The sequence below is a fragment of the Pseudomonas sp. SWRI92 genome (assembly GCF_014268685.1).
Classification (GTDB): Bacteria; Pseudomonadota; Gammaproteobacteria; order Pseudomonadales; family Pseudomonadaceae; genus Aquipseudomonas; species Aquipseudomonas marvdashtae.
The window spans coordinates 150,268-172,477 of the sequence record NZ_JABWQY010000012.1; the positions used below are offsets into that span (position 1 = coordinate 150,268).

Annotated in this window: 18 protein-coding genes; 4 read left to right on the forward strand and 14 right to left on the reverse strand. The window is 59.2% G+C overall.

Annotation, left to right across the window (positions count from 1 at the left end):
• Positions 1-9 precede the first annotated feature (9 nt).
• Positions 10-888, forward strand: a complete 879-nt coding sequence (locus HU762_RS18885) for a hypothetical protein (RefSeq protein WP_186639562.1) — start codon at positions 10-12, stop codon at positions 886-888.
• A gap of 46 nt (positions 889-934) precedes the next feature.
• On the opposite strand, the gene HU762_RS18890 is transcribed toward HU762_RS18885, so the two are convergent.
• From HU762_RS18890 to HU762_RS18910, 5 genes are all read right to left on the reverse strand, one after another.
• Entirely contained in the window at positions 935-2,098 is a 1,164-nt protein-coding gene (locus tag HU762_RS18890; protein WP_186639564.1) for a type III PLP-dependent enzyme, read from the reverse strand.
• Between the two features lie 486 nt (positions 2,099-2,584).
• Positions 2,585-3,742: an ABC transporter ATP-binding protein gene (locus HU762_RS18895; RefSeq protein ID WP_186639566.1), complete on the reverse strand. Its 1,158-nt coding sequence runs from the start codon at positions 3,740-3,742 to the stop codon at positions 2,585-2,587.
• The gene (locus tag HU762_RS18900) at positions 3,739-4,392 is read right to left on the reverse strand and encodes an ABC transporter permease (protein WP_186639568.1); all 654 of its coding nucleotides are present in this window, start codon (positions 4,390-4,392) and stop codon (positions 3,739-3,741) included. The genes HU762_RS18895 and HU762_RS18900 overlap by 4 nt, the downstream gene beginning before the upstream one ends.
• Before the next feature lie 15 nt (positions 4,393-4,407).
• The gene (locus HU762_RS18905) at positions 4,408-5,310 is read right to left on the reverse strand and encodes a glycine betaine ABC transporter substrate-binding protein (protein ID WP_186639570.1); all 903 of its coding nucleotides are present in this window, start codon (positions 5,308-5,310) and stop codon (positions 4,408-4,410) included.
• 24 nt (positions 5,311-5,334) lie between these two features.
• Complete coding sequence (locus tag HU762_RS18910; protein WP_186639572.1) at positions 5,335-6,051, reverse strand: ABC transporter permease subunit; 717 nt, start codon at positions 6,049-6,051, stop codon at positions 5,335-5,337.
• A 429-nt stretch (positions 6,052-6,480) separates the two neighbouring features.
• On the opposite strand from HU762_RS18910, the gene HU762_RS18915 reads away from it, so the two are divergent.
• Complete coding sequence (locus tag HU762_RS18915; protein WP_186639574.1) at positions 6,481-7,404, forward strand: hypothetical protein; 924 nt, start codon at positions 6,481-6,483, stop codon at positions 7,402-7,404.
• A 164-nt stretch (positions 7,405-7,568) separates the two neighbouring features.
• Complete coding sequence (locus HU762_RS18920) at positions 7,569-9,152, forward strand: peptide chain release factor 3 (protein WP_186639576.1); 1,584 nt, start codon at positions 7,569-7,571, stop codon at positions 9,150-9,152.
• Positions 9,153-9,350: 198 nt separating this feature from the next.
• Here the strand turns inward: HU762_RS18920 and HU762_RS18925 are convergent, their stop codons facing one another.
• A complete protein-coding gene (locus tag HU762_RS18925) occupies positions 9,351-9,710 on the reverse strand; it encodes a DUF6124 family protein (protein ID WP_186639578.1) in 360 nt (119 codons plus the stop codon).
• Positions 9,711-10,276: 566 nt separating this feature from the next.
• Between HU762_RS18925 and HU762_RS18930 the strand changes: the two genes are divergently transcribed.
• The gene (locus HU762_RS18930) at positions 10,277-10,528 is read left to right on the forward strand and encodes a hypothetical protein (RefSeq protein ID WP_186639580.1); all 252 of its coding nucleotides are present in this window, start codon (positions 10,277-10,279) and stop codon (positions 10,526-10,528) included.
• Between the two features lie 260 nt (positions 10,529-10,788).
• On the opposite strand, the gene HU762_RS18935 is transcribed toward HU762_RS18930, so the two are convergent.
• The 8 genes from HU762_RS18935 to HU762_RS18970 form a co-directional block, all read right to left on the reverse strand.
• On the reverse strand, positions 10,789-11,769 hold the full coding sequence (locus HU762_RS18935) for a peptide ABC transporter ATP-binding protein (RefSeq protein WP_186639582.1): 981 nt from the start codon (positions 11,767-11,769) through the stop codon (positions 10,789-10,791).
• Positions 11,769-12,737 carry an ABC transporter ATP-binding protein gene (locus HU762_RS18940; protein WP_186639584.1) on the reverse strand — a complete coding sequence of 323 codons (969 nt, stop codon included), beginning with the start codon at positions 12,735-12,737 and terminating at the stop codon, positions 11,769-11,771. Before HU762_RS18940 ends, HU762_RS18935 begins: the two co-directional genes overlap by 1 nt.
• A gap of 10 nt (positions 12,738-12,747) precedes the next feature.
• The gene (locus HU762_RS18945; protein WP_186639586.1) at positions 12,748-13,659 is read right to left on the reverse strand and encodes an ABC transporter permease subunit; all 912 of its coding nucleotides are present in this window, start codon (positions 13,657-13,659) and stop codon (positions 12,748-12,750) included.
• Between the two features lie 10 nt (positions 13,660-13,669).
• Positions 13,670-14,680 (reverse strand): ABC transporter permease subunit, encoded by a 1,011-nt coding sequence (locus HU762_RS18950; RefSeq protein WP_186639588.1) that lies wholly within the window; start codon positions 14,678-14,680, stop codon positions 13,670-13,672.
• Positions 14,681-14,756: 76 nt separating this feature from the next.
• Positions 14,757-16,352, reverse strand: a complete 1,596-nt coding sequence (locus HU762_RS18955; RefSeq protein WP_186639590.1) for an ABC transporter substrate-binding protein — start codon at positions 16,350-16,352, stop codon at positions 14,757-14,759.
• Positions 16,353-16,427: 75 nt separating this feature from the next.
• Positions 16,428-17,807: an OprD family porin gene (locus tag HU762_RS18960; protein WP_186639592.1), complete on the reverse strand. Its 1,380-nt coding sequence runs from the start codon at positions 17,805-17,807 to the stop codon at positions 16,428-16,430.
• A 173-nt stretch (positions 17,808-17,980) separates the two neighbouring features.
• Positions 17,981-19,582, reverse strand: a complete 1,602-nt coding sequence (locus tag HU762_RS18965) for an ABC transporter substrate-binding protein (protein ID WP_186639594.1) — start codon at positions 19,580-19,582, stop codon at positions 17,981-17,983.
• Positions 19,583-19,889: 307 nt separating this feature from the next.
• Complete coding sequence (locus tag HU762_RS18970) at positions 19,890-21,515, reverse strand: ABC transporter substrate-binding protein (protein WP_186639596.1); 1,626 nt, start codon at positions 21,513-21,515, stop codon at positions 19,890-19,892.
• Between the last annotated feature and the right edge of the window lie 695 nt (positions 21,516-22,210).

A 22,210-nucleotide genomic window follows, 5' to 3' on the forward strand; every position in this document is an offset into this window, starting at 1 on the left:
AGGCATATCATGAACTCATTAAAAAGTAGTTTTACCGAGACTCAGCGCAGGACTCTAGATCGCCGCATCTATTTTCTCGATACGCTGCGCTCGGTCTTTGACAAGTTTCCGGTCGTCTTGGAGCGACGTCGCATAGCCGGTCATCAGCCTGCTACATTGGCTGCGGATACACGTTTGAACAATGCGTACTTCCATGCGAAGTATCTTTTGGCATTGGAGCAAGACGTTAATGACATTAGGGTGTCCTGCGGCGCCGATACGGAGGAGCTGAGATTGTTCACCCAGGAGGCGCTGGATATCACGGCCCAGACCTCAAGACGGCAGCTCCTCGCCGACCTGGATTTTCGACAGTTCAGTTTTTCCCGTACCGAGCGCTGGACGATAAGGCCACCAAAGAACATCGGGGACTTGGTCCATGAGTTTTACGTTCGCTTCATTACCGCCAGGAGCTCAATCAGACAGCTGGTGTACAAGTTCACCGAGCTGAACGATGAGTCGTTTGGTGTGAACGCGGTGTTTACCAGCGCCATGGATCATCGGTCCTGCCATTGTCATGCTCAACCGACGCTAGCGCAGGCATTGTTCCAAGAGGTCGATACCACACCGCCCTGGGATATTGTTTATTCCTCCCGGGATGCCTCGGTCAGGGCTGCGGAATACAAGGCTGATATCGCATCCTTGTCCAGTGCTTTCGTCAATTTGAATTCACACATGAGCTTGCTGGCCCAAGCGCTGTTCCAGCGGATGCAGAGCGTAGTGGAGGAACTCGACCGAGCGATTCCCTCGCGCACCTTGGGAGAGCTGAATTTGAAATTGGATACGGCGATAACGACGCTCGACCATTGTTTGACTGAGTTAAAGGATTTTGAAACCTGGCTACGAAAATAAAAAAAAGGTCCATGATTGCATGGACCTTCTCTTTGGCTGTCGGGGGTTACACGTAAAACGACTTCAACGGCGGAAACCCATTGAACTCCACCGCGCTGTAGCTGGTGGTATAGGCCCCGGTCGACAACCAATACAGGCGATCACCGATGGCCAGGTTCAACGGCAAACCGTACTTGTAGTTTTCGTACATGATGTCGGCGCTGTCGCAGGTAGGGCCGGCGATGACCACTTCTTCCATCTCGCCTTTCTTCTCGGTCCAGATCGGGAACTTGATGGCTTCGTCCATGGTTTCGATCAGGCCGGAGAACTTGCCCACATCCGTGTACACCCAACGCTCGACGGCGGTACGGGACTTGCGCGCCACCAGCACCACTTCGCTGACCAGGATACCGGCGTTGGCGATCAGCGAACGGCCCGGTTCCAGGATGATTTCCGGCAGGTCATCGCCGAAGTCTTCCTTGAGGAAACGGATTATTTCCTCGGCGTAGGTTTCCAGGCTGTTGGTGCGGGTGATGTAGTTGGCAGGAAAACCGCCACCCATGTTGATCAATTGCAGGACGATGCCGTCTTCTTCCTTCAGGCGCTCGAAGATCACCTTGACCTTGGCGATGGCCGCGTCCCAGACGCTGATGTCGCGCTGTTGCGAGCCGACGTGGAACGAAATGCCGTACGGCACCAGGCCCAGGTCGCGGGCCAGGATCAGCAGGTCCATGGCCATGTCGGTCTGGCAGCCGAACTTGCGCGACAACGGCCAGTCAGCGGTAGTCGAGCCTTCGGTGAGGATCCGTACATAGACTTTCGAGCCCGGCGCGGCCTTGGCGATGTTGCGCAGGTCGGCTTCGGAGTCGGTGGCGTACAGGCGCACGCCCTTCTCGTAGAAGTAGCGGATGTCGCGGGATTTCTTGATGGTGTTGCCGTAGCTGATCTGCTCCGGGCCGACGCCACGGCTCATGACTTTATCCAGCTCATAGATCGAGGCGATGTCGAAGTTCGAGCCCTTTCCCTTGAGCAGGTCGATGATTTCCACCGCCGGGTTGGCCTTGACGGCGTAATAGACCTTGGCGAAGTCGAAACCGGCGCGCAGGTCGTCATAGGCCTTGGAGATCATCGCGGTGTCGATCACCACGAACGGGGTTTCCTGCTTGTCGGCGAACGCTTTCATTTTCTCGAAAGTTTCGCGCGCGAAATAATCTTCGACCTGGATCGACATACTTGGGACTCCTACTGGCAAACATCAGGATCAATGGGTGTGAGGGCAAGCAGCCCTCGTGAACGTCCTCCGTATCCCCACTTTGGTTCGCCTACTTCCCAAGGCATGTCGCCGAAAGCAAAAAAGGCCATGGGATACATGATTCCCTTGGCCTTGCTGTCTCGTCGTCAGTACTTGAGCCGGATGGATCGTTTCCAGCATGGACGTTCGGCGCGAACTTTAGGGCGTGAGGGGCCTGAGATCAACTAAAAATGTCGCGTTTTTGCACACATCCGTCGTGCGGCGCGCGACAGCTCATGATGTAACCGACCGGTGTGACAGGTTGATGTTCCCTTTGATCTGTTTCGCTGCCCTCTGGATGCAGCGCCCGCTCTTGTGGCGAGGGAGCTTGCTCCCGCTTGGGTGCGAAGCGCCCATCGCTTTTTAGGGCCGCTGCGCGACCCAGCGGGAGCAAGCTCCCTCGCCACAAAGAGCAGTCGTGCCTGGTCAGGCGGACGCGGTCTCGGCCGGCGAGACAATACTGGTCTTGCCCCCACGGGACTTGCCGGAGCTCAGGTACTCGGCAATCGATTCCTGAGTCACTTCGCCAAGGAACACCCGCTCGGCATCCATCACCGGCAGCCACGAGCGGTTGAATTCGTACATGCGCGACAACAGGATCCGCAGGTGTTCGTCATAGGCTGCGGTGGCGTTGAATTCCCGCAGGTATTGGCTGCAGGTGCCGGTCTGGCGATGCAGGTCGCGACGGCGGACATAGCCCAGGGCCTTGTTCTCGGCACAGGTGACCACCACGTAGCGACGGTCATGTTCGTCCATCAACTCCAACGCTTCACTTACCGGCGTTTCGGGGCTGACCGACGGGGCGTTGTCGGCGGCGTCTTCGGCCTTGACCAGCAACAGGCGCTTGAGCGTGCTGTCCTGGCCAACGAAGTTGCTGACGAACTCATCGGCCGGGTGCGCCAGCAACGTGTCCGGGTGATCGCACTGGATCAGCTTGCCGGCGCGGAAGATTGCAATCTTGTCCCCCAGCTTGATGGCCTCGTCGATGTCGTGGCTGACCATGATCACGGTCTTGTTCAACGCCCGCTGCATCTCGAAGAACTCGTTCTGGATCATCTCGCGGTTGATCGGGTCGACCGCGCCGAAGGGCTCGTCCATCAGCAGCAACGGCGCATCGGCCGCCAGGGCGCGGATCACGCCGATCCGCTGTTGCTGGCCACCGGACAATTCGCGCGGGTAGCGATGCAGGTACTGCTTGGGTTCGAGCTTGATCATGCTCATCAGTTCGCGGGCGCGGTCGTGGCACTTCTGCTTGTCCCAGCCGAGCAGGCGCGGGACCACGGTGATGTTTTCCTCGATGGTCATGTTCGGGAACAGGCCGATCTGCTGGATCACGTAGCCGATGTTGCGACGCAGGGTCACTTCGTCGAGGCCGGTGGTGTCCTCGCCGTTGATCAATACCTTGCCCGAGGTGGGCGGGATCAAGCGGTTGATCATCTTCAGCGTGGTGCTTTTGCCACAGCCCGACGGCCCGAGGAACACGCAGATCTCGCCTTCGTTGACGATCAGGTTCACCGAGTCCACGGCCTTGACGTCCTTGCCGTTGCTCTTGAAGGTTTTGCTGAGGTTTTGAAGTTCGATCATTTCAGTAATCCTTTGGGGGTCAGCGTACGTTGCAGCCATTGCAGAAGCAGGTCGGCGAAGATGGCCAGGAGACTGACCAGCACGGCGCCGACGATCAGCATCGACATGTCGCTGCGGCTGATGGAAGCGAGGATGAGCACGCCCAGGCCACCGGCACCGATGGTGGCGGCGATGGTCATGACACCGATGTTCATGACCACGGCAGTGCGTACGCCGGCGAGGATCACCGGCACGGCGATGGGCAACTCGACCATGCGCAGGCGCTGGCCGAAGGTCATGCCGATGCCGCGGGCGGCTTCACGGATGCCCGGTTCGACGCCGGTCAGGGCCAGGTAGGTGTTACGCATGATCGGCAGCAGGGAATAGAGGAACACCGCGGTGATTGCCGGCATCGGGCCCAAGCCCTGGCCGAACTTGGAGTAGAACGGCAAGAGTAGGCCGAACAGCGCGATTGACGGGATCGTCAACAGCACCGTGGCGCTGGCTTGCAGAGGGCCGGCAAGCGCCGGGAAGCGGGTCATGAAAATGCCCAGCGGCACGCCGACCACAATCGCCAGGGTCACGGCGATGCCCACCAGGGTGATGTGCTGCCAGGTCAGGTGCAGCACCAGCGGCCAGTCCAGATGGGAAAAGGCGTCAAGAAAATCCATGGCTTTTCCTCCAGGTCATTGGGTTGAGAGCAGCGAATGCTGGCGCAGGAAATCGGCGGCAACGGCGGAAGGACTTTCGTGATCGACGTCCACCCGGGCGTTGAGCTGGCGCATGGTTGCGTCATCAAACAGCTCGGCCAGCGGCTTGAGTTGTGCAGCGAGTTGTGGGTGTGCGTCGAGGAATGCCTGGCGCACCACCGGCGCGGCGGTGTAGTCGGGGAAGTAGTGTTTGTCGTCTTCCAGCAACTTCAGTTTGAACGCGTTCAAGCGCCCGTCGGTGGTGTAGACCAACCCCGCAAACACTTGGCTGTTGCGCAGGGCGGTGTAGACCAGGCCTGCATCCATCTGCCGGATATTCTTGCGGGTCAGGTTCATGCCGTACTGTTCGACCATGCCGGCCAGACCGTCGGAGCGGTTGGCGAACTCGGTGTCCAGCGCCACCAGGTGATTTTCGCCGGCCTCGGCCTGCAACACCGTATTCAATTGGCTGATGGAGTTGATCTGCGGGTACTTCTTCGCGACTTTCTCCGGCAGCGCCAAGGCGTAGGTGTTGCTGAATTTCGACGGCGTCAGCCAGACCAGGCCTTTTTTCCCGTCGAGTTCTTTTACCCGGGCGTAGGACTGGGCGCTGTCGAGTTTCTCGGTGACGTGGTTGTAGGCCACCAGCGACACGCCGGTGTATTCCCACAGCAGGTCCAGCTGCCCGGTTTCATGAGCGCTGCGGGCCAGGTTGCTGCCCAGGCCGCCGGTGATCTGCGCGTCGTAGCCTTTGCTGCGCAGGTATTGGGCGGTGATTTCCGCCAGCAAGGTCTGTTCGGTAAAAACCCGTGCGCCGAGGCGGATCAATGGTTTTTCAGCTGCTTGGACAAACCCTGCCAATAGCAGGACGCAGCCCAGGATCAAGCTCAACTTCTTCATAACGATTCCTTTATCCAGCCAGGCTCAGGACGGGCGCAAGCCACGTTCCAGCCAGAGGCGGCTGGCGAGGGTCACCAGACCGTCGAGCAGCAATGCCAGCAGCGCCGTGCAAGCGGCGCCGAGCAACAATTGCGGCTGGTTGTTCAAGGCAATGCCGGGGAAGATCAGGCTGCCAAGGCTATTGGCACCGATCAGGAAAGCCAGCGGGGCGGTGCCGACGTTGATCGCCAACGCTACGCGCACGCCACCGACGATGATCGGCACGGCGTTGGGCAGTTCGACTTTCCAGAGCACTTGGCGTGGGGTCATGCCGATGCCGACGGCAGCTTCCTTGAGCGAGCCCTGGACATTCTTCAAGCCTTCGTAGGTGTTGCGCACGATGGGCAGCAGCGAGGCGAGGAACAGAGCGAAGACGGCGGGTCCGCTGCCGATACCCAGGATGCCCAGGGCGATGGCCAGCACGGCCAGGGGCGGTACGGTATTGCCGATGTTGAACACCTGCATGAAGCGTTCGGCGCGCCCGACCATGCCGGGGCGGCTGAGGGCGATGCCGGCGGGGATGCCGACGATCAGGGCCGCCAGCATGGAGGCCAATACAAGCATCAGGTGCGCTTGCAAGTAAAACAGCAGGTCGTCGCGGTAACGGTGGATCGTATCGATGCCGATCCAGTGGACCAACAAGGCCAGGAGGGCGACGACGACCGCACCCCCGATAAGCCCTTTGCCATAGCGGATAGCCACAGGCGGACTCCTTTTTTTTCAGTCGGCGCACGCTTACCCGGGCGGCAAACCATCACTGGTTGCCGGGAAAACGTTCGCGAGAAGCAGCTCTTTTCGAGGCCGGTAAAACGACGTCGAAGCGAGCCATGAGCGCAGCCTCGTCAGGCTAACTTGCTGATTTTTCAGACCCTGACGGACGGCCGTAGCAAAGGGAGTGGACGTATGCACCGGTCAAAAGGTTCCCTGGGGCTTGCTCTCGGTGATCACTTCTCTTCCGTTCGGTTGACAAGATCATTCTTTTTTTTATTTCAAATAAGTATTAAGCGCTGTGAAAGTTGACAGGTGTTCGAAGGGGATCGCTTCTGTAGCGTAGATCAAGTTCTTAGCGAGATAAGCGTGAAGAAACACCGCTAATTTAGCGCCTTGTTCGTTCATGTAAGGAAACCTGAAATGAAAAGACAATTTTACATTGCGCTGTTTTTATTATTGACAGCTGGCTGTGCGACACATGAATTGGAAACGAGCACTGTGCATGAGCTGCCAGGGCAGACTGTCGACTCTCATGGCGCTGGGGTCCAAGGCGCAGGTACCGGTCCAGAAATAGCGGCCTATCTCACGGAAGCCTACAACAACGTCTTGCCCATGTGTCGCAACAACCCCTCGGCGCCGTCGTTCTTATGCACAGGGGTGACGCTACGGGCAACCCAACACTCTACGCAGTTTCATTTCTGGAATCCCAACCCGACATCCACGGGCGTTTCTTTCTCTTGGTTGCGTAAAGACGCGAAGTTCGGCAAATTGGTATTTGGCTACAATAATGGTTTTATTCTTTATCCAGAGTTCTTTAAACCGACGGGAAAGATCTCATTGGCGGTGCTGTGTTTCTTTCCAGTCGACGGCGCCACCGACCATCGACCTGACGAAGGTTGTGGCCAATACCCAAATCGCCCCAACAGCCGACCTTGCCAATCCCAAGGTATTACCACAGCCGCGCAATATATTGCCCACTTCAACGCTAACGCGGGTATGTACGGCGCATTGTGTGGCTTCGATGTTCGTGACGAGCTGAATGAACAAGGCGCCCGTGCGTTCACTGAGGGCGTGAAGGCCCTGGGGCAACTTCCAGCCTCCGCCTTTCCTGTGCAGAATGAATTCCGCATAAAAAAATGGGCGCAAAATCTTGGCCAGACCCTTCCGATTGAGGCGGTTTTTTACATCGATAATACGGGTAAGGTTGGCGCTCGATATGATCAACGGGACTTTAAAACGCAGACCGGCATTTGGATTCCCATGATCAAGATTACGCTTCCTCAAACGGCCGCCAATGACGCGAAATTTGAGTTTATTCCCGCTGATCAGGCTATCTCCTCCTGAACCGCTGGGGCTGGGCAGCGGAGAAGAAGATGTCTGATTCGTGCGTTGGGCGTGCGCTGTCAATGGAGGCGGGTCGTTAGGCTGCGCTTGGGCAGGTGGTCCCTAGGAAGGGTTCTGAGCTATAATCGGCGCCCTTTTTTGAATCACCTGCCAGGCGATTTCCCATGACCAAACAGGCCGCCGAAGTCGCGAAACGCCGCACTTTCGCCATTATTTCCCACCCCGATGCCGGTAAAACCACCATCACCGAAAAGCTCTTGCTGATGGGCAAGGCGATTGCGGTCGCCGGCACGGTGAGATCCCGCAAGTCCGACCGCCATGCCACCTCCGACTGGATGGAAATGGAAAAACAACGGGGTATTTCGATTACCACGTCGGTCATGCAGTTCCCGTATCGCGATCACATGATCAACCTGCTCGACACCCCTGGTCACGAAGACTTCTCCGAAGACACCTACCGCACCCTGACCGCGGTGGACTCGGCCTTGATGGTCCTCGACGGCGGTAAGGGCGTCGAGCCACGGACCATCGCGCTGATGGACGTCTGCCGTCTGCGGGACACGCCGATTGTCAGCTTCATCAACAAACTCGACCGCGACATCCGCGACCCGATCGAACTGCTCGACGAAATCGAAGCGGTCCTGAAGATCAAGGCGGCGCCGATCACCTGGCCGATCGGTTGCTACCGCGACTTCAAGGGCGTGTACCACCTGGCCGACGACTACATCATCGTCTACACCGCCGGTCACGGGCACGAGCGCACCGACGTCAAGATCATCGAGAAGCTCGATTCCGACGAGGCTCGTGCGCACCTGGGCGACGAGTACGACCGCTTCGTCGACCAGTTGGAACTGGTGCAGGGCGCCTGCCATGAGTTCAACCAGCAGGAATTCCTCGACGGCCAACTGACCCCGGTGTTCTTCGGCACCGCCCTGGGCAACTTCGGCGTCGACCATGTGCTCGACGCGGTGGTCGACTGGGCCCCCCGCCCGCTGCCCCGCGTCGCCAACGAGCGCACCGTGGAGCCGGTGGAAGAAAAATTCGCCGGCTTCGTGTTCAAGATCCAGGCGAACATGGACCCCAAGCACCGCGACCGCATCGCCTTCATGCGCATCTGCTCCGGCAAATACGAAAAAGGCATGAAGATGCGCCATGTGCGCACCGGCAAGGACGTGCGCATCGGCGACGCCTTGACCTTCTTCTCCTCGGAGCGCGAGCAACTGGAAGAAGCCTTCGCCGGTGACATCATCGGTTTGCACAACCACGGCACTATCCAGATCGGCGACACCTTCACCGAAGGCGAGGCCCTGGGCTTCACCGGCATCCCGCACTTCGCCCCGGAACTGTTCCGCCGCGTGCGCCTGAAGGACCCGCTCAAGTCCAAGCAGCTGCGCCAAGGTTTGCAGCAACTGGCTGAAGAGGGCGCCACCCAGGTGTTCTTCCCGGAGCGCAGCAACGACATCATCCTCGGCGCCGTCGGTGTGCTGCAGTTCGACGTCGTCGCCAGCCGTTTGAAAGAGGAATACAAGGTCGAGTGCTCCTACGAGCCGATCACCGTGTACTCCGCCCGTTGGATCGAATGCGGCGACAAGAAAAAGCTCGAGGAATTCTCCAACAAGGCCGTGGAAAACCTCGCGCTGGATGGCGGTGGTCATTTGACCTACCTGGCGCCTACGCGGGTGAATCTGGCACTGATGGAAGAGCGCTGGCCGGATGTGAAATTCCGCGCGACGCGTGAGCATCACTAAGCATCAAGCGTTGAAACCGAAAACCCCGCTGCGAAAGTTGCGGGGTTTTTTATTGTCTGCACTTGTCTTAACCATGAGTAATTATCTGTGGGAGCGATTGCTCGCGATGGCAGTGGGTCAGCATGCATGGACGGGCTGCCGGCCTTGTAGTCGAGGCACCTACAAATGCCGGCCACCCTTTTGATGTGCGGCGAGTTGCTAGCGTGGATCGGCGATATCCAGCGCCCGATTCGCCAGCAGTTCACTCACCTCAATCACCTGCAGGATCCCCATCGCAACATGTCGGCGAGAACCTTCAAGGTCAAATGCCAGGTCACTGATCATGGCGTTGGCGGAGGCCAGGTTTTCGCTGAGGTTGGCGAGCAGGCTTTCAGTGTCGATGCTCTCGACGACTGTGAAGAGCTGACTTGCTGGTAGATCTTTCTTGGGCTTTGCCTGTTCCGGCTTCAGATAATAATCGAGCGCCCGCTCAGTGGCTTCGTGGAATTTTTCCGGGTCGAGGCTTGAGTAGGCAGAGGTGGGATCTGATTCAGGGGGATTGGGTGTGGCTTTGAACATGATGACGCTCCTATGGGAAATGAGAGCCGCCAAGACCTGTCGCTAAACAGAATGGTGGCGACTGCACGCAGGTTAGCGAACCGGACATAGGCACCCGGTAGACCCGAAGGTCTCCTACATACAGCCGCCATAACGTAGTTGCGGGTTGGACCCTACAACGAAGCATGGTTGCTTATGTGCCTATGGTTCGGGTCGCTAAACCCGACCGCTGATTTTCAGCGACCCGGTAACCATAAAGTCCCGCTCCAAGGCGCACAAGCGGGCGGATTCTGGCTTAGTTGTAGGCAAAGGCGCAAGGCAACGTAGCCTCGGGACTAGCGCATCGTGTTGCTGGGTATTTTTCTGTAAGGCTTTATGAGGACAGGTGTTAGCACCTATATCGTGCGGACCCCACAGAGGGGTGGCGTTAGTTGGATTGGATTTAACGCTTATTCGAAACCATTCTTTCGGGCGAGGGCATTTCTGCTGGTTCGGTGGCGTCTTATCTGGTGAACCGGCCTGTTCAGAACTAGATTTTCCTGAGCGCCGTCGGGCCCCGGCTTTATCCGGAACAGAAGGAATGGGTTATGAATAAGCTGCTACGCATGATGTTTTTGCTAAAGGTATTGGTGATGTTGTCCCTCGGTTCCACCGCTGCGTGGGCCGAATGCGATGAGCATGAGAAGCACGCGTCGAGTGGTTCGGTGGTTCAGGGTGAGTTGATGCTTGCCGCGACCGATGCGGATGCGGGGGATCCGGACGATGGCGAGGATGATGATGGTTCGCCAATCGATACGCCGGATGGCGATGAGGATGCAGAAGGCGATAGCCAGACGTAGATTCCTGACCTGAAGAAAACCCCTCCAGCCCCCACTGAGACTCAGGTGGGGCTGGAGGGGTTTTTCATTCTGGGTGCATGACCCAAGGTGAAGATTTACCTCTGTGGCGAGGGGATTTATCCCCGCTGGGCTGCGCAGCAGCCCTAAACCAGGCAACTCGGTGTGCCGGGAAGATTGCGTTCATTGCTTTAGGGCTGCTGCGCAGCCCAACGGGGATAAATCCCCTCGCCACAAGTGCCCTATCTGCTTTGCCCTACACCTTACGCCGCACCGTCGAGGAACCGCTCGGCGTAGTGACACGCCACCAACCGGTTATCCAACGGGCGCAAGGCCGGTTCTTCAGTTTTGCAACGCTCAGTCGCGTACGGGCAGCGCTTGTGGAAGGCGCAGCCGGACGGTGGGTTGAGCGGGTTGGGCAGTTCGCCGACGATCTTGATCTTCGGCTTGTTCGGGTCCGGGTGGATGGTCGGGGTGGCCGACAGCAGCGCCTGGGTGTACGGGTGCAGCGGGCGGCTGTAGATGGACTCGTTGGGGCCCATTTCCACTGGGCGGCCGAGGTACATCACCATCACGTCATCGGCGACGTGTTGCACCACCGCCAGGTTGTGGGAAATGAACACGTAGGCAGTGTTGAATTCCTGCTGCAGGTCCATGAACAGGTTCAACACTTGGGCCTGGATCGACACGTCCAGGGCCGAGGTCGGTTCGTCCGCCACCAACACCTTGGGTTGCAGCATCATGGCGCGGGCCAGGGCGATGCGCTGGCGCTGGCCGCCGGAGAACATATGCGGGTAGCGCTGGTAATGCTCGGGACGCAAGCCCACCTGCTTCATCATCGCCTGGACTTTGTCGCGCCGTTCGGTGGCCGACAGGTTGGTGTTGATCAGCAATGGCTCAGCCAGTTGATCACCGATCTTCTGCCGTGGGTTGAGGGACGCGTAGGGGCTCTGGAAGACCATCTGCACGTCTTTGCGCAGTTGTTTGCGTTCGGCCTTGTTGGCCCCGGCCACTTCCTGGCCGGCGATTTTCAAGGAGCCGGAGGACGGCTCTTCGATCAGCGTCAGGGCACGGGCGAGGGTGGATTTGCCGCAACCGGATTCGCCCACCACGGCCAGGGTCTTGCCGGCTTCGAGTTCGAACGACACGCCGTTGAGGGCGCGCACGGTCGCATGGCCCTTGAACATGCCACGGGACACTTCGTAATGACGGGTCAGGTCACGGGCGGTAAGTACGACGGCCATCACGCCACCTCCTGGTTCAACGGGTAGAAGCAGCGGGCGAGGCTGTTGGATTTCGGGTCGAGGGCTGGGCGCTCGTGGCGGCAATTATCGCGCACGTACGGGCAGCGCGGCGACAGCAGGCAGCCCTTCGGGCGGTCGTAGCGGCCGGGCACGATGCCGGGCAAGGTCGCCAGGCGCTCGGCGCCCATGCTGTGCTCCGGAATCGCCGCCAGCAGCGCTTCGCTGTAGGGGTGCGCCGGGATGTCGAACAGCTCCGGCACCTGGCCCACTTCCACGGCTTGGCCGGCGTACATCACGCACACGCGCTGGGCGGTTTCGGCCACCACGGCGAGGTCGTGGGTGATCAGCACCAGGCCCATGTCCTGTTCTTTTTGCAGGGCCAGCAGCAGGTCCATGATCTGCGCCTGGATGGTCACGTCGAGGGCGGTGGTCGGTTCGTCGGCGATCAACAGTTTTGGCTCGCCGGCAATCGCCATGGCAATCGCCACGCGCTGGCTCATGCCGCCGGACAGTTGATGCGGGTAGGCGTCCATGCGGCTGGAGGCGCCGGGGATCTCGACTTTTTCCAGCAATTCGATAGCGCGCTTGCGGGCGGCCTTGCCGGACATCTTCAAATGCAGGCGCAGCACTTCTTCGATCTGGAAACCCACGGTGTAGCTGGGGTTGAGCGCGGTCATCGGGTCCTGGAAGACCATCGCCAGGTCCTTGCCGACGATCTGGCGGCGCTGGCGGTTGCTCAGCTTGAGCATGTTCTTGCCGTCGAAGTTCAGCGCATCGGCGGTGACGATGCCGGGGTGCTCGATCAGGCCCATCAGCGCCATCATGGTCACGGATTTACCCGAGCCCGATTCGCCGACGATGGCCAATACTTCGCCTTTATCCACGCTCAGGTCCAGGCCGTCGACCACCGGCACGGCGGTGGCGTCGCCGAAGCGGACGTTGAGATTCTTGATTTCTAGCAGTGACATGGGAATCTCCTCAGGCGGCATTCTTGAGTTTGGGGTCCAGCGCATCGCGCAGCCCGTCGCCCATCAGGTTGATTGCCAGCACGCTGAGCAAAATGGTCAAGCCAGGCAGGCTCACGACCCACCACGCGCGTTCGATGTAGTCGCGGGCCGAAGCCAGCATGGTGCCCCACTCAGGGGTTGGCGGTTGTACGCCGAGGCCGAGGAAACCCAGGGCGGCGGCATCGAGGATCGCCGAGGAAAAGCTCAGCGTCGCCTGGACGATCAGCGGTGCCATGCAGTTGGGCAGCACGGTGATGAACATCAGGCGCGGCAGGCCGGCACCGGCCAGGCGGGCGGCGGTCACGTAGTCGCGGTTCAGTTCGCCCATCACGGCGGCGCGGGTCAGGCGCACGTAGGACGGCAGCGAGACGATGGCGATGGCGATCACGGTGTTGATCAGGCCTGGGCCGAGGATGGCGACGATCGCCACGGCCAGCAGCAGCGATGGCAGGGCGAGCATGATGTCCATCAGGCGCATGATGGTCGGGCCGAGGATGCGCGGGAAGAACCCGGCGAACAGCCCCAGCAGGATGCCCGGGATCAGCGACATCACCACCGACGACAAGCCGATCAGCAGCGACAGGCGCGAACCCTGGATCAGGCGCGACAGCAGGTCGCGGCCCAGCTCGTCGGTGCCCAGCAGGAATTGCATTTGCCCGCCTTCTAGCCACGCCGGCGGCGTCAGCAGGAAGTCACGGTATTGCTCGCTCGGGTCGTGCGGCGCGACCCACGGCGCGAAGAGTGCGCAGAACACGATCAGGATCATGAACATCAGCCCGGCCACGGCGCCCTTGTTGCGGGAAAACGCCTGCCAGAATTCTTTGTAAGGGGACGGATACAGCAGGCTTTGATCGACTGCTACCGCGGTAGTTGGAGTACTCATGGTTTTGATCTCAGCGCTGGTGACGGATGCGTGGGTTGGCAAAGCCGTAGAGGATGTCCACGACGAAGTTGACCAGAATCACCAGGCAGGCGATTAACAGGATGCCGTTCTGCACCACGGGATAGTCCCGGGCGCCGATGGCTTCGATCAGCCACTTGCCGATGCCCGGCCAGGAGAAGATCGTTTCGGTCAGGACCGCACCGGCCAGCAGAGTGCCGACTTGCAGGCCGACCACGGTCAGCACCGGAATCAGTGCGTTGCGCAGGCCATGCACGAACACCACGCGCGACGGCGACAGGCCTTTGGCGCGGGCGGTGCGGATGTAGTCCTCGCGCAGCACTTCGAGCATCGAGGAACGGGTCATGCGGGCGATCACCGCCAGCGGAATGGTGCCCAGCACGATGGCCGGCAGGATCAGGTGGTGCAAGGCATCGAGGAACGCGCCCGGCTCATCGGCCAGCAGTGTGTCGATCAGCATGAAACCGGTTTTCGGCTCGATGTCGTAGAGCAGGTCGATCCGTCCCGACACCGGCGTCCAGCCCAGGGACACCGAGAAGAACATGATCAGGATCAGGCCCCACCAGAAGATCGGCATCGAATACCCCGCCAGGGAGATGCCCATCACCCCATGGTCGAACAGGGATCCTCGTTTGAGTGCCGCAATCACCCCGGCCAGCAGGCCCAGGATGCCGGCGAACAACAGCGCGGCCAGGGACAATTCCAGGGTCGCGGGAAACAGGGAGCTGAACTCGGTCCAGACGCTTTCGCGGGTGCGCAGCGATTCGCCGAGATCGCCCTGGGCCAGTTTGCCGATGTAGTCCAGGTACTGGGCATACAGCGGTTTGTTGAGGCCAAGGCGTTCCATTGCCTGTGCATGCATTTCGGGATCGACCCGACGTTCGCCCATCATCACTTCCACGGGGTCGCCGGGGATCATGCGAATCAACGCGAAAGTCAGCAAGGTGATGCCGAAGAACGTGGGGATCAATAACCCCAGTCGGCGGGCAATAAAACTAAACATCTTCAGGTGTACCTCATCAGCCGGTTAGGCGTGTCCTTGGACGCTTGGGGTCAAGCGTCCAAGGACGTTTTCTTATCTACTTCACCTGGGTGGTGGCGAAGTTATTGGTGGTGAGCGGGCTAATCACGTAGCCCTCTACGTTCTTGCGCATTGCCGTGAACATCCGGGTGTGGGCCATGCTGATCCATGGCTGGTCCTGGTTGAAAATCACCTGGGCCTGTTCATAGAGCTTGGCGCGCTCCTCGGGGTTCACTGTGGCGCGTGCCTGGTCGAGCAGCGCCTGGAATTTCTCATTGCACCAGCGCGCGTAGTTTTCGCCGTTCTTGGCCGCTTCGCAACTGAGCATAGGCGTCAGGAAGTTATCCGGGTCGCCGTTGTCGCCCGCCCATCCGGCGGAGACCATGTCGTGCTCGCCGTTTTTCGCGCGCTTGAGCATTTCGCCCCATTCCATCACGCGGATATCGACCTTGATCCCGACTTTCGCCAGGTCGGCCTGCATCATCTGCGCGCCGAGCATCGGATTGGGGTTGGTCGGGCCACCGCCGTTGCGGGTGAACAGGGTGAACACGGTGCCTTCCGGCACGCCGGCTTCCTTGAGTAACTGGCGAGCCTTGTCCAGGTCGCGGGTCGGGTTCTTCAGGTCGTGGTTGTAGCCCAGCAGCGTTGGCGGGTACGGGTTGACCGCGACGGTGGCGTTGCCCTTGCCAAACAGCGCGTTGACGTAGGCTTCCTTGTCGAAGGCCAGGTCGATGGCTTTGCGCACCCGCACGTCGCTCATGTATTTGTGGCTGGTGTTCAGCGCGGTGTAGGAAACGGTCATCGCGTCCAGCTCGGTGACCTTCAGGTTCGGGTCTTTCTTGATGCTGGGGATGTCATCGGGCTTGGGGTACAGCGCAATCTGGCACTCATTGGTCTTGAGCTTCTGCATGCGCACGTTGTTGTCGGTGGCGATGGCCAAAATCAGTGCATCGGCCGGCGGCTTGCCACGGAAGTAGTCCGGGTTGGCCTTGAAGCGAACCTGGGCGTCCTTGTTGTAGCGCTGGAACACGAAGGGGCCGGTGCCGATCGGCTTGCTGTTCAAGTCGCCGGCCTTATTGGCCTTGAGCAACTGGTCGGCGTATTCGGCCGGGTAGATCGAGGAGAAGGCCATGGCGATGTCGGCCAGGAACGGCGCTTCGCGGCGGGTCAGGGTGAACTTGACCGTGTGCTCATCGACTTTCTCGACGTTTTTCAACAGTTCCTTGAAACCCATGCTTTCAAAGTACGGGAAGCCCACGCTCGACAGTTTGTGCCACGGGTGATTCGGGTCCAGCTGGCGCTGGAAGCTCCAGACCACATCGTCAGCGTTCATGTCGCGGGTCGGCTTGAAGTATTCGGTGGTGTGGAACTTGACGCCTTTGCGCAGGTGAAAGGTGTACGTCAGGCCGTCGTCACTGATGTCCCAGGATTCAGCCAGGGCCGGAATCACATCGGTGGTGCCGGGCTTGAAGTCGGCCAGGCGATTGAAAATGGTTTCTGCCGCGGCGTCGGCGGTGACTGCAGTCGTGTACTGGACAATGTCGAAGCCTTCCGGGCTGGCTTCTGTACAAACCACCAAGGGTTTGGCCGTGGCGCCAACGGCGACACTCAGCAGCGCGGCGGCGATGGCGGCGCGTAGGGGAATCATGTTCATCGTCAATCCTCTGCAATCGGTTGAACGGCAAAAAACCGAGCGGTCGACCTTGTGGGTCGACCGTCGGTGGAAAGGTTAGAGAATGTTGAACGGGATGGTGGTGACCAGGCGGAATTCGTTGAGGTTGCCATCAGCCTGGTTTTCGCTGGCGCGGTGCGTGGTGTAGGTGGCGCGTACAGCGGTGGCTTTCAGCGGGCCGCTTTGTACGGCGTACGACGCACCGATGCCGTATTCGTAGTGATGCTCACCGTCCATGGCTCTCACATCGGAATAGCCGGTGCTGTTGTAATGCGTACCATCGATGCCCCAGCCGCGAGCCTGGTAGATGTTGAACTTCAGGCCAGGCACGCCGTATTCGGCCATGTTCAGGCCGTAGGCGATCTGGAAGGATTTCTCGTTCGGACCGTTGAAGTCCGACAGCAGGGAGTTGGCCAGGTAGATGCCGTTGGTTTCGTGCAGGTAGTCGAAGTACTCGTTACCGTCCACTTCCTGGTACGAGAACGTCAGGCTGTGGGCCTGGTGAGTCAGACCAAACGACAGGGAGTAGGTATTGTTGTCGATATCACCCAGTTCGCTTTTGCCCGAATCCACAGTCCTGTAGTAGTTCAGGCCGGTGGTCAGGCTCAGCACCGAGCTGTCGCCCAATACGTGACTGGCGCCGAAGTAGTATTGGTTCCACAGGTCTTCGGCCTGGGTGCCCCACAGGCTGGTGGTGAGGCTGGCGAATGGCTGGTAAGTGATACCAGCGGTGTTCACGTGATCAGCTTCGGCCGAGGAACTGCCGTATTCGGAGCGGAACTTGGCGAGGCTTTGCTCGGTGCGTGGAGAGTTGCGGTCGAAGGTCGCGACGTCGAATGCCAGGTTCTCGAGTTCTTCGCTGTGCAGGCTCACACCCTGGAAGCTCGAAGGCAGGGCGCGGTTACCGATGACGTCGACCATCGGGCTGCTGAAGTTTTGGCGACCGGCGGTCAGCGTGGTGTTGGAAACGCGTGCCTTGACGTTCGCCAGGCCCAGTTTGCTCCATTGGTCGACGGCGTCGCCGTCGGAGTGCGCCAGGGTACGGTTGGAACCGCCCATGATGTCATCGTGGTCGCCGAGCAACGCGATCGCGTTATAGGCCGCGACTTCGGTGCTGAAGCCAACGGTGCCTTGGGTGAAGCCGGAGGTGTAGTTCAGGATGGTGCCCTGGACCCAGTTGGTACGGCGCGAATCGCGGTGTTCAACACCGTCGCGCGTGTAGCTGAACGCGCTGCCGCGGCGTCTCAGTTCGTTGGAATACCAGTTACGGGTGGTGCCACTGACCGACTGGCCTTCTACGAAACCGGTGGCTTCGGATTGAGCGCTGGTGGTCTTGACGGTCACCGGATTGAACGCCTGGCTCTGCGATTCTGCGTAAGCCGTGGCGGTGATGCTGCTGATGGCCAAGGCCAGTATCGCGGTGCTGCTCAGTTTCATGGGTAACGCTCCTTTTTCTTTCTTTTTCATGCCGTTCTTTTTTGGTGATACGGCTATCGGTTTTACAACTCATTAACAGCTTGCAAACGTTTGCTTGACGCCTGATTGGCGAATTACGGCAAGACGTCGGCGTGGGGCTTCCAAAGGGAAGCCCGCGCTGTGTGGCTAGACGGTTATGGGTTCAGGCTGACGCCCGAGAAGACGTTGCGACCGAAGGGGCTGACTTTGAACCCTTCGACTTTGGTGCTCAGCGGCTGGTTGACCGTCGAGTGTGCAACAGGGGTGATCGGCACTTGCTGCTTGAGCAACTGCTGGGCCTGTTTGTAGAGCACGGTGCGCTGGTCGCGGTCGGTGACGACCTTGGCCTGCTTGATCAGCTTGTCGTAATCCTGGTCACACCACATGGAGTAGTTGTTGCCACCGATGGCGTCGCAGCTGTACAGCGTGCCCAGCCAGTTGTCCGGGTCGCCATTGTCGCCGGTCCAGCCGATCAGACTGATGTCGTGCTCGCCGTTCTTGGTGCGCTTGATGTACTCGCCCCATTCGTAGCTGACGATCTTCACTTTCAAGCCGATCTTCGCCCAGTCGGCCTGGAGCATCTCGGCCATCAGCTTGGCGTTGGGGTTGTACGGGCGTTGCACGGGCATGGCCCAGAGGGTGATCTCGGTGCCTTCCTTGACGCCGGCGGCCTTGAGCAACTCCTTGGCTTTTTCCGGGTTGTAGGGCGTGTCCTTGATGGTCTCATCGTAGGACCATTGGGTCGGTGGCATGGCGTTCTGCGCCAGTTGCCCCGCGCCCTGGTACACGGCGTTGAGAATGCCTTGCTTGTTCACCGCCATGTCCAGCGCCCGGCGCACTTCGACCTGGTCGAACGGCTTGTGGCGGGTGTTGTAGGCGATGTAGCCGAGGTTGAAGCCCGGCTTTTCGATCAGTTGCAGCTTGGGGTCGTTCTTCAAGGCCGGCACGTCGGCGGGACGCGGATGCAGGGTGACCTGGCATTCGTTGGCCTTTAGCTTCTGCACTCGCACCGAGGCGTCGGTGTTGATGGAGAAAATCAGGTTCTTCAGTTTCACCCGTTCCGGTGCCCAGTACTTATCGTTGGCGACGAAGCGGATGTTGGAGTCTTTCTGGTAGCTCTTGAACTCGAACGGCCCGGTGCCGATCGGCTTCTGGTTGATGTCGCTCGGCTTGCCGCCCTTGAGCAACTGATCCGCGTATTCGGCCGAGAGGATCGCGGCGAAACTCATGGCGATGTTCTGGATGAACGCGGCGTCCACGCTGTTGAGGGTCATGACCACGGTCAACGGCCCGGTCGCTTCCACCTTGGCGATGTTCTTGTTCAGGCTCATGCCGTTGAAGTACGGGAACTCGGTGGGGTAGGCCTTGCGGAACGGATGTTGCGGGTCAAGCATGCGGTTGAAGGTGAACAGCACGTCGTCGGCGTTGAAATCCCGGGTCGGCGTGAAGTAGTCGGTGGTGTGGAATTTCACCCCTTCGCGCAGGTGGAAGGTGTACTTCAGGCCGTCTTCGGAAATGTCCCAGCTCGTTGCCAGGCCCGGGACGACGTTGGTCGCGCCTTTTTCAAACTCGGCCAGGCGGTTGTACAGCGGTTCGGCGGCATCGTTGTCGGTGGCCGTGGTGTACTGCGCGGTGTCGAAACCGGCGGGGCTGCCTTCGGAACAGAACACCAGGCTGCCGCCGGCGGCCTGGGCTGCGGATGTGGTGGCCAGCAGGCCGGTGCCCAGCAATGCGGATAAAACCAAGGTATGGCGCATGACGCTCCCTCTCTCGTTCGGGGTGTTTGACAGTGAACCGGCGTCCTTCCGGGGACAGGTCCGGGGCACTGGGCTCATTCCATTGCGTAAACAGCGATGCCGCAGGATTGGCAAACCGTCAGCCCCGACGGTAAGAGTCGTGGACCAGGCGGTATATGCGTAATGCCTGAAAGACTTGTGGGAAAAGGCGACACGTCCTAAACCAACTGCTGTGGTACGCAGTGCTTTTGGATGTAGGCAATTTCCTGGGTCTTGGTCTCGGCAGATAAAGCAACGGCGACGTTGAAAACGTCGCCGTTGCCCATCGTTATTTGCTGACGCTGACGCCGTAGAAGGAGTTCAAGCCAAAGGGGCTGATCTTGAAATCCTGCACGTTGGCGCGCATGGGTTGATACACCGTCGAGTGAGCGATAGGTGTCATTGGCACCGCGTCCTTGAGGACGTGTTGCGCCTGTTTGTAGAGTTCGGTGCGCTTGGCCTGGTCGGTGGTGCGCTTGGCTTCTTTCACGAGGCCGTCGAATTTCTTGTCGCACCATTTGGAGAAGTTGTTGCCCGCCAGCGAGTCGCAGCCGAACAGCACGTTGAGCCAGTTGTCCGGGTCACCGTTGTCACCGCTCCAGCCAATGATCATGGCCTGGTTCTCGCCGCCCTTGGAGCGTTTGATGTACTCGCCCCATTCGTAGCTGGTGATCTTGACCTTCAAGCCGATCTTGGACCAGTCGTTCTGCAGCATTTCTGCCATCAGTTTGGCGTTCGGGTTGTACGGACGCTGAACCGGCATGGCCCACAGAACGATCTCTGTGCCTTCCTTGACGCCGGCTTCCTTGAGCAGCGCCTTGGCTTTTTCAGGGTCGTATTTGGCATCTTTGATGGTGGTGTCGTAGGACCACTGGGTCGGTGGCATGGCGTTGACCGCCAGTTGGCCTGCACCTTGGTACACAGAGTCGATGATCTGTTGCTTGTTCACGGCCATGTCCAAGGCTTGACGAACGCGCAGGTCAGCCAGTGGGTTGGGCTTGTCGTCGCCTTTGACTTTGTCCATCACGTTGTAAGCCACATAACCCAGGTTGAAACCCGCCTGGTCAGGCATCTTCAGCGCTTTGTCGTCCTTGAGGGCCTTGAGGTCGGCAGGGCGTGGGAAGAGGGTGATCTGGCACTCGTTTTTCTTCAGCTTCTGGATACGCACCGACGGGTCGGTGGTGATGGCGAAGATCAGGTTGTCGATCTTCACGTCCTCAGGCTTCCAATAGTCCTTGTTCCCGGTGTAGCGGATGTTGGAGTCTTTCTGGTAGCTCTTGAAGACGAATGGGCCGGTGCCGACGGGCTTCTGGTTGATGTCGGGGGCCTTGCCATCCTTGAGCAACTGGGCGGCGTATTCGGCGGACTGGATCGAGGCGAAGCTCATGGCCAGGTTCTGGATGAACGCGGCGTCTACATCTTTCAGGGTGAACTTGACGGTGTGGTCGTCGACTTTATCGATCTTGGTGATGTTGGTGTCCATCCCCATGTCGGTGAAGTACGGGAATTCGGTCGGATAGGCCTTACGGAACGGGTCATCCTTATTGATCATGCGATTGAAGGTGAACAGCACGTCGTCGGCGTTGAATTCACGGGTCGGCTTGAAATACGGGGTGGTGTGGAACTTGACGCCTTCACGCAGATGGAAGGTATAGGAGAGGCCGTCTTCGGAAATGTCCCACTTGGTGGCCAGGCCAGGAATCACGGCGGTGCCGCCGCGCTCGAACTGGGTCAGGCGGTTGAACATGGTTTCTGCAGAGGCGTCGAAGTCGGTTCCGGTGGTGTACTGACCAGGGTCAAAACCGGCCGGGCTGCCTTCGGAGCAGAACACCAGGTTAGTCGCGGCGGAAGCGAAAGGAGCGCTGGCTAGTAAGCTTGCGCCGACTAAAAACGGAATGACCGCTTGTTTAAGCATGTTGGCCTCATGATTTGTTGTCATTTTTGGATTTGAGGGCGACCTCGTGAGTCGTCCTGCGGATACTTATGCAGGCCCCATACCCAATGCAAGATCCAGAGGGGTTTCAAGCCTGAAACAGTGGCACGAACGTACCTTAATGTCGCATCTTTGTAACTTTTGACGCATTTGATCGTTTGCGCCGGCTTTTTTGGGGCAAACAGCGCTCCGTACCGGTGCGCCGCGAGCGCGCGATGCACCGGCCTGGGGCGGGTTTTACTTGTTCAAACCCACGCCGTAGAAGGCGTAAGGCCGAATGGGCTGAGTTTGAGATCCGGCCCTTTTTGTTTATCGCTGTTGGGGTTGCCGTTATCGTCGGTCCAGGGTTCGATCGATGCACCGGCATTGCCCATGAGTCGAGGGTGGCGCCTGGCGCAACCTTTGGCTTTCGTGAGTGGCGCCTGGGGGGCGTGCTTCGGGGTGAGGCGGCCTTTTAGCTATTGACGGGGTACATATCCGTTGCTGCGGTAACGGCTACTTAGGGTTCCGCCCTGACGGCGACTCACTTTTTTTCAAACGCCAAAAAAAGTAAGCAAAAAAGGCTTGGGTATGACTCACCCACATGGGTTACAAATCAGTTCAAGCACATAGGTAACAGTTATTAACTGGCATGGTCGATTTCGCGAGGATCTGACCATGCCCTGGAAAGAGCTGAA

Bases quoted from the DNA above. Each gene is read 5' to 3' on its own strand.
- HU762_RS18885 (WP_186639562.1), top strand. From the start codon at position 10: ATGAACTCATTAAAAAGTAGTTTTACCGAGACTCAGCGCAGGACTCTA.
- HU762_RS18890 (WP_186639564.1), bottom strand. From the start codon at position 2,098: ATGTCGATCCAGGTCGAAGATTATTTCGCGCGCGAAACTTTCGAGAAA.
- HU762_RS18895 (WP_186639566.1), bottom strand. From the start codon at position 3,742: ATGATCGAACTTCAAAACCTCAGCAAAACCTTCAAGAGCAACGGCAAG.
- HU762_RS18900 (WP_186639568.1), bottom strand. From the start codon at position 4,392: ATGGATTTTCTTGACGCCTTTTCCCATCTGGACTGGCCGCTGGTGCTG.
- HU762_RS18905 (WP_186639570.1), bottom strand. From the start codon at position 5,310: ATGAAGAAGTTGAGCTTGATCCTGGGCTGCGTCCTGCTATTGGCAGGG.
- HU762_RS18915 (WP_186639574.1), top strand. From the start codon at position 6,481: ATGAAAAGACAATTTTACATTGCGCTGTTTTTATTATTGACAGCTGGC.
- HU762_RS18920 (WP_186639576.1), top strand. From the start codon at position 7,569: ATGACCAAACAGGCCGCCGAAGTCGCGAAACGCCGCACTTTCGCCATT.
- HU762_RS18925 (WP_186639578.1), bottom strand. From the start codon at position 9,710: ATGTTCAAAGCCACACCCAATCCCCCTGAATCAGATCCCACCTCTGCC.
- HU762_RS18930 (WP_186639580.1), top strand. From the start codon at position 10,277: ATGAATAAGCTGCTACGCATGATGTTTTTGCTAAAGGTATTGGTGATG.
- HU762_RS18935 (WP_186639582.1), bottom strand. From the start codon at position 11,769: ATGGCCGTCGTACTTACCGCCCGTGACCTGACCCGTCATTACGAAGTG.
- HU762_RS18940 (WP_186639584.1), bottom strand. From the start codon at position 12,737: ATGTCACTGCTAGAAATCAAGAATCTCAACGTCCGCTTCGGCGACGCC.
- HU762_RS18945 (WP_186639586.1), bottom strand. From the start codon at position 13,659: ATGAGTACTCCAACTACCGCGGTAGCAGTCGATCAAAGCCTGCTGTAT.
- HU762_RS18950 (WP_186639588.1), bottom strand. From the start codon at position 14,680: ATGTTTAGTTTTATTGCCCGCCGACTGGGGTTATTGATCCCCACGTTC.
- HU762_RS18955 (WP_186639590.1), bottom strand. From the start codon at position 16,352: ATGAACATGATTCCCCTACGCGCCGCCATCGCCGCCGCGCTGCTGAGT.
- HU762_RS18960 (WP_186639592.1), bottom strand. From the start codon at position 17,807: ATGAAACTGAGCAGCACCGCGATACTGGCCTTGGCCATCAGCAGCATC.
- HU762_RS18965 (WP_186639594.1), bottom strand. From the start codon at position 19,582: ATGCGCCATACCTTGGTTTTATCCGCATTGCTGGGCACCGGCCTGCTG.
- HU762_RS18970 (WP_186639596.1), bottom strand. From the start codon at position 21,515: ATGCTTAAACAAGCGGTCATTCCGTTTTTAGTCGGCGCAAGCTTACTA.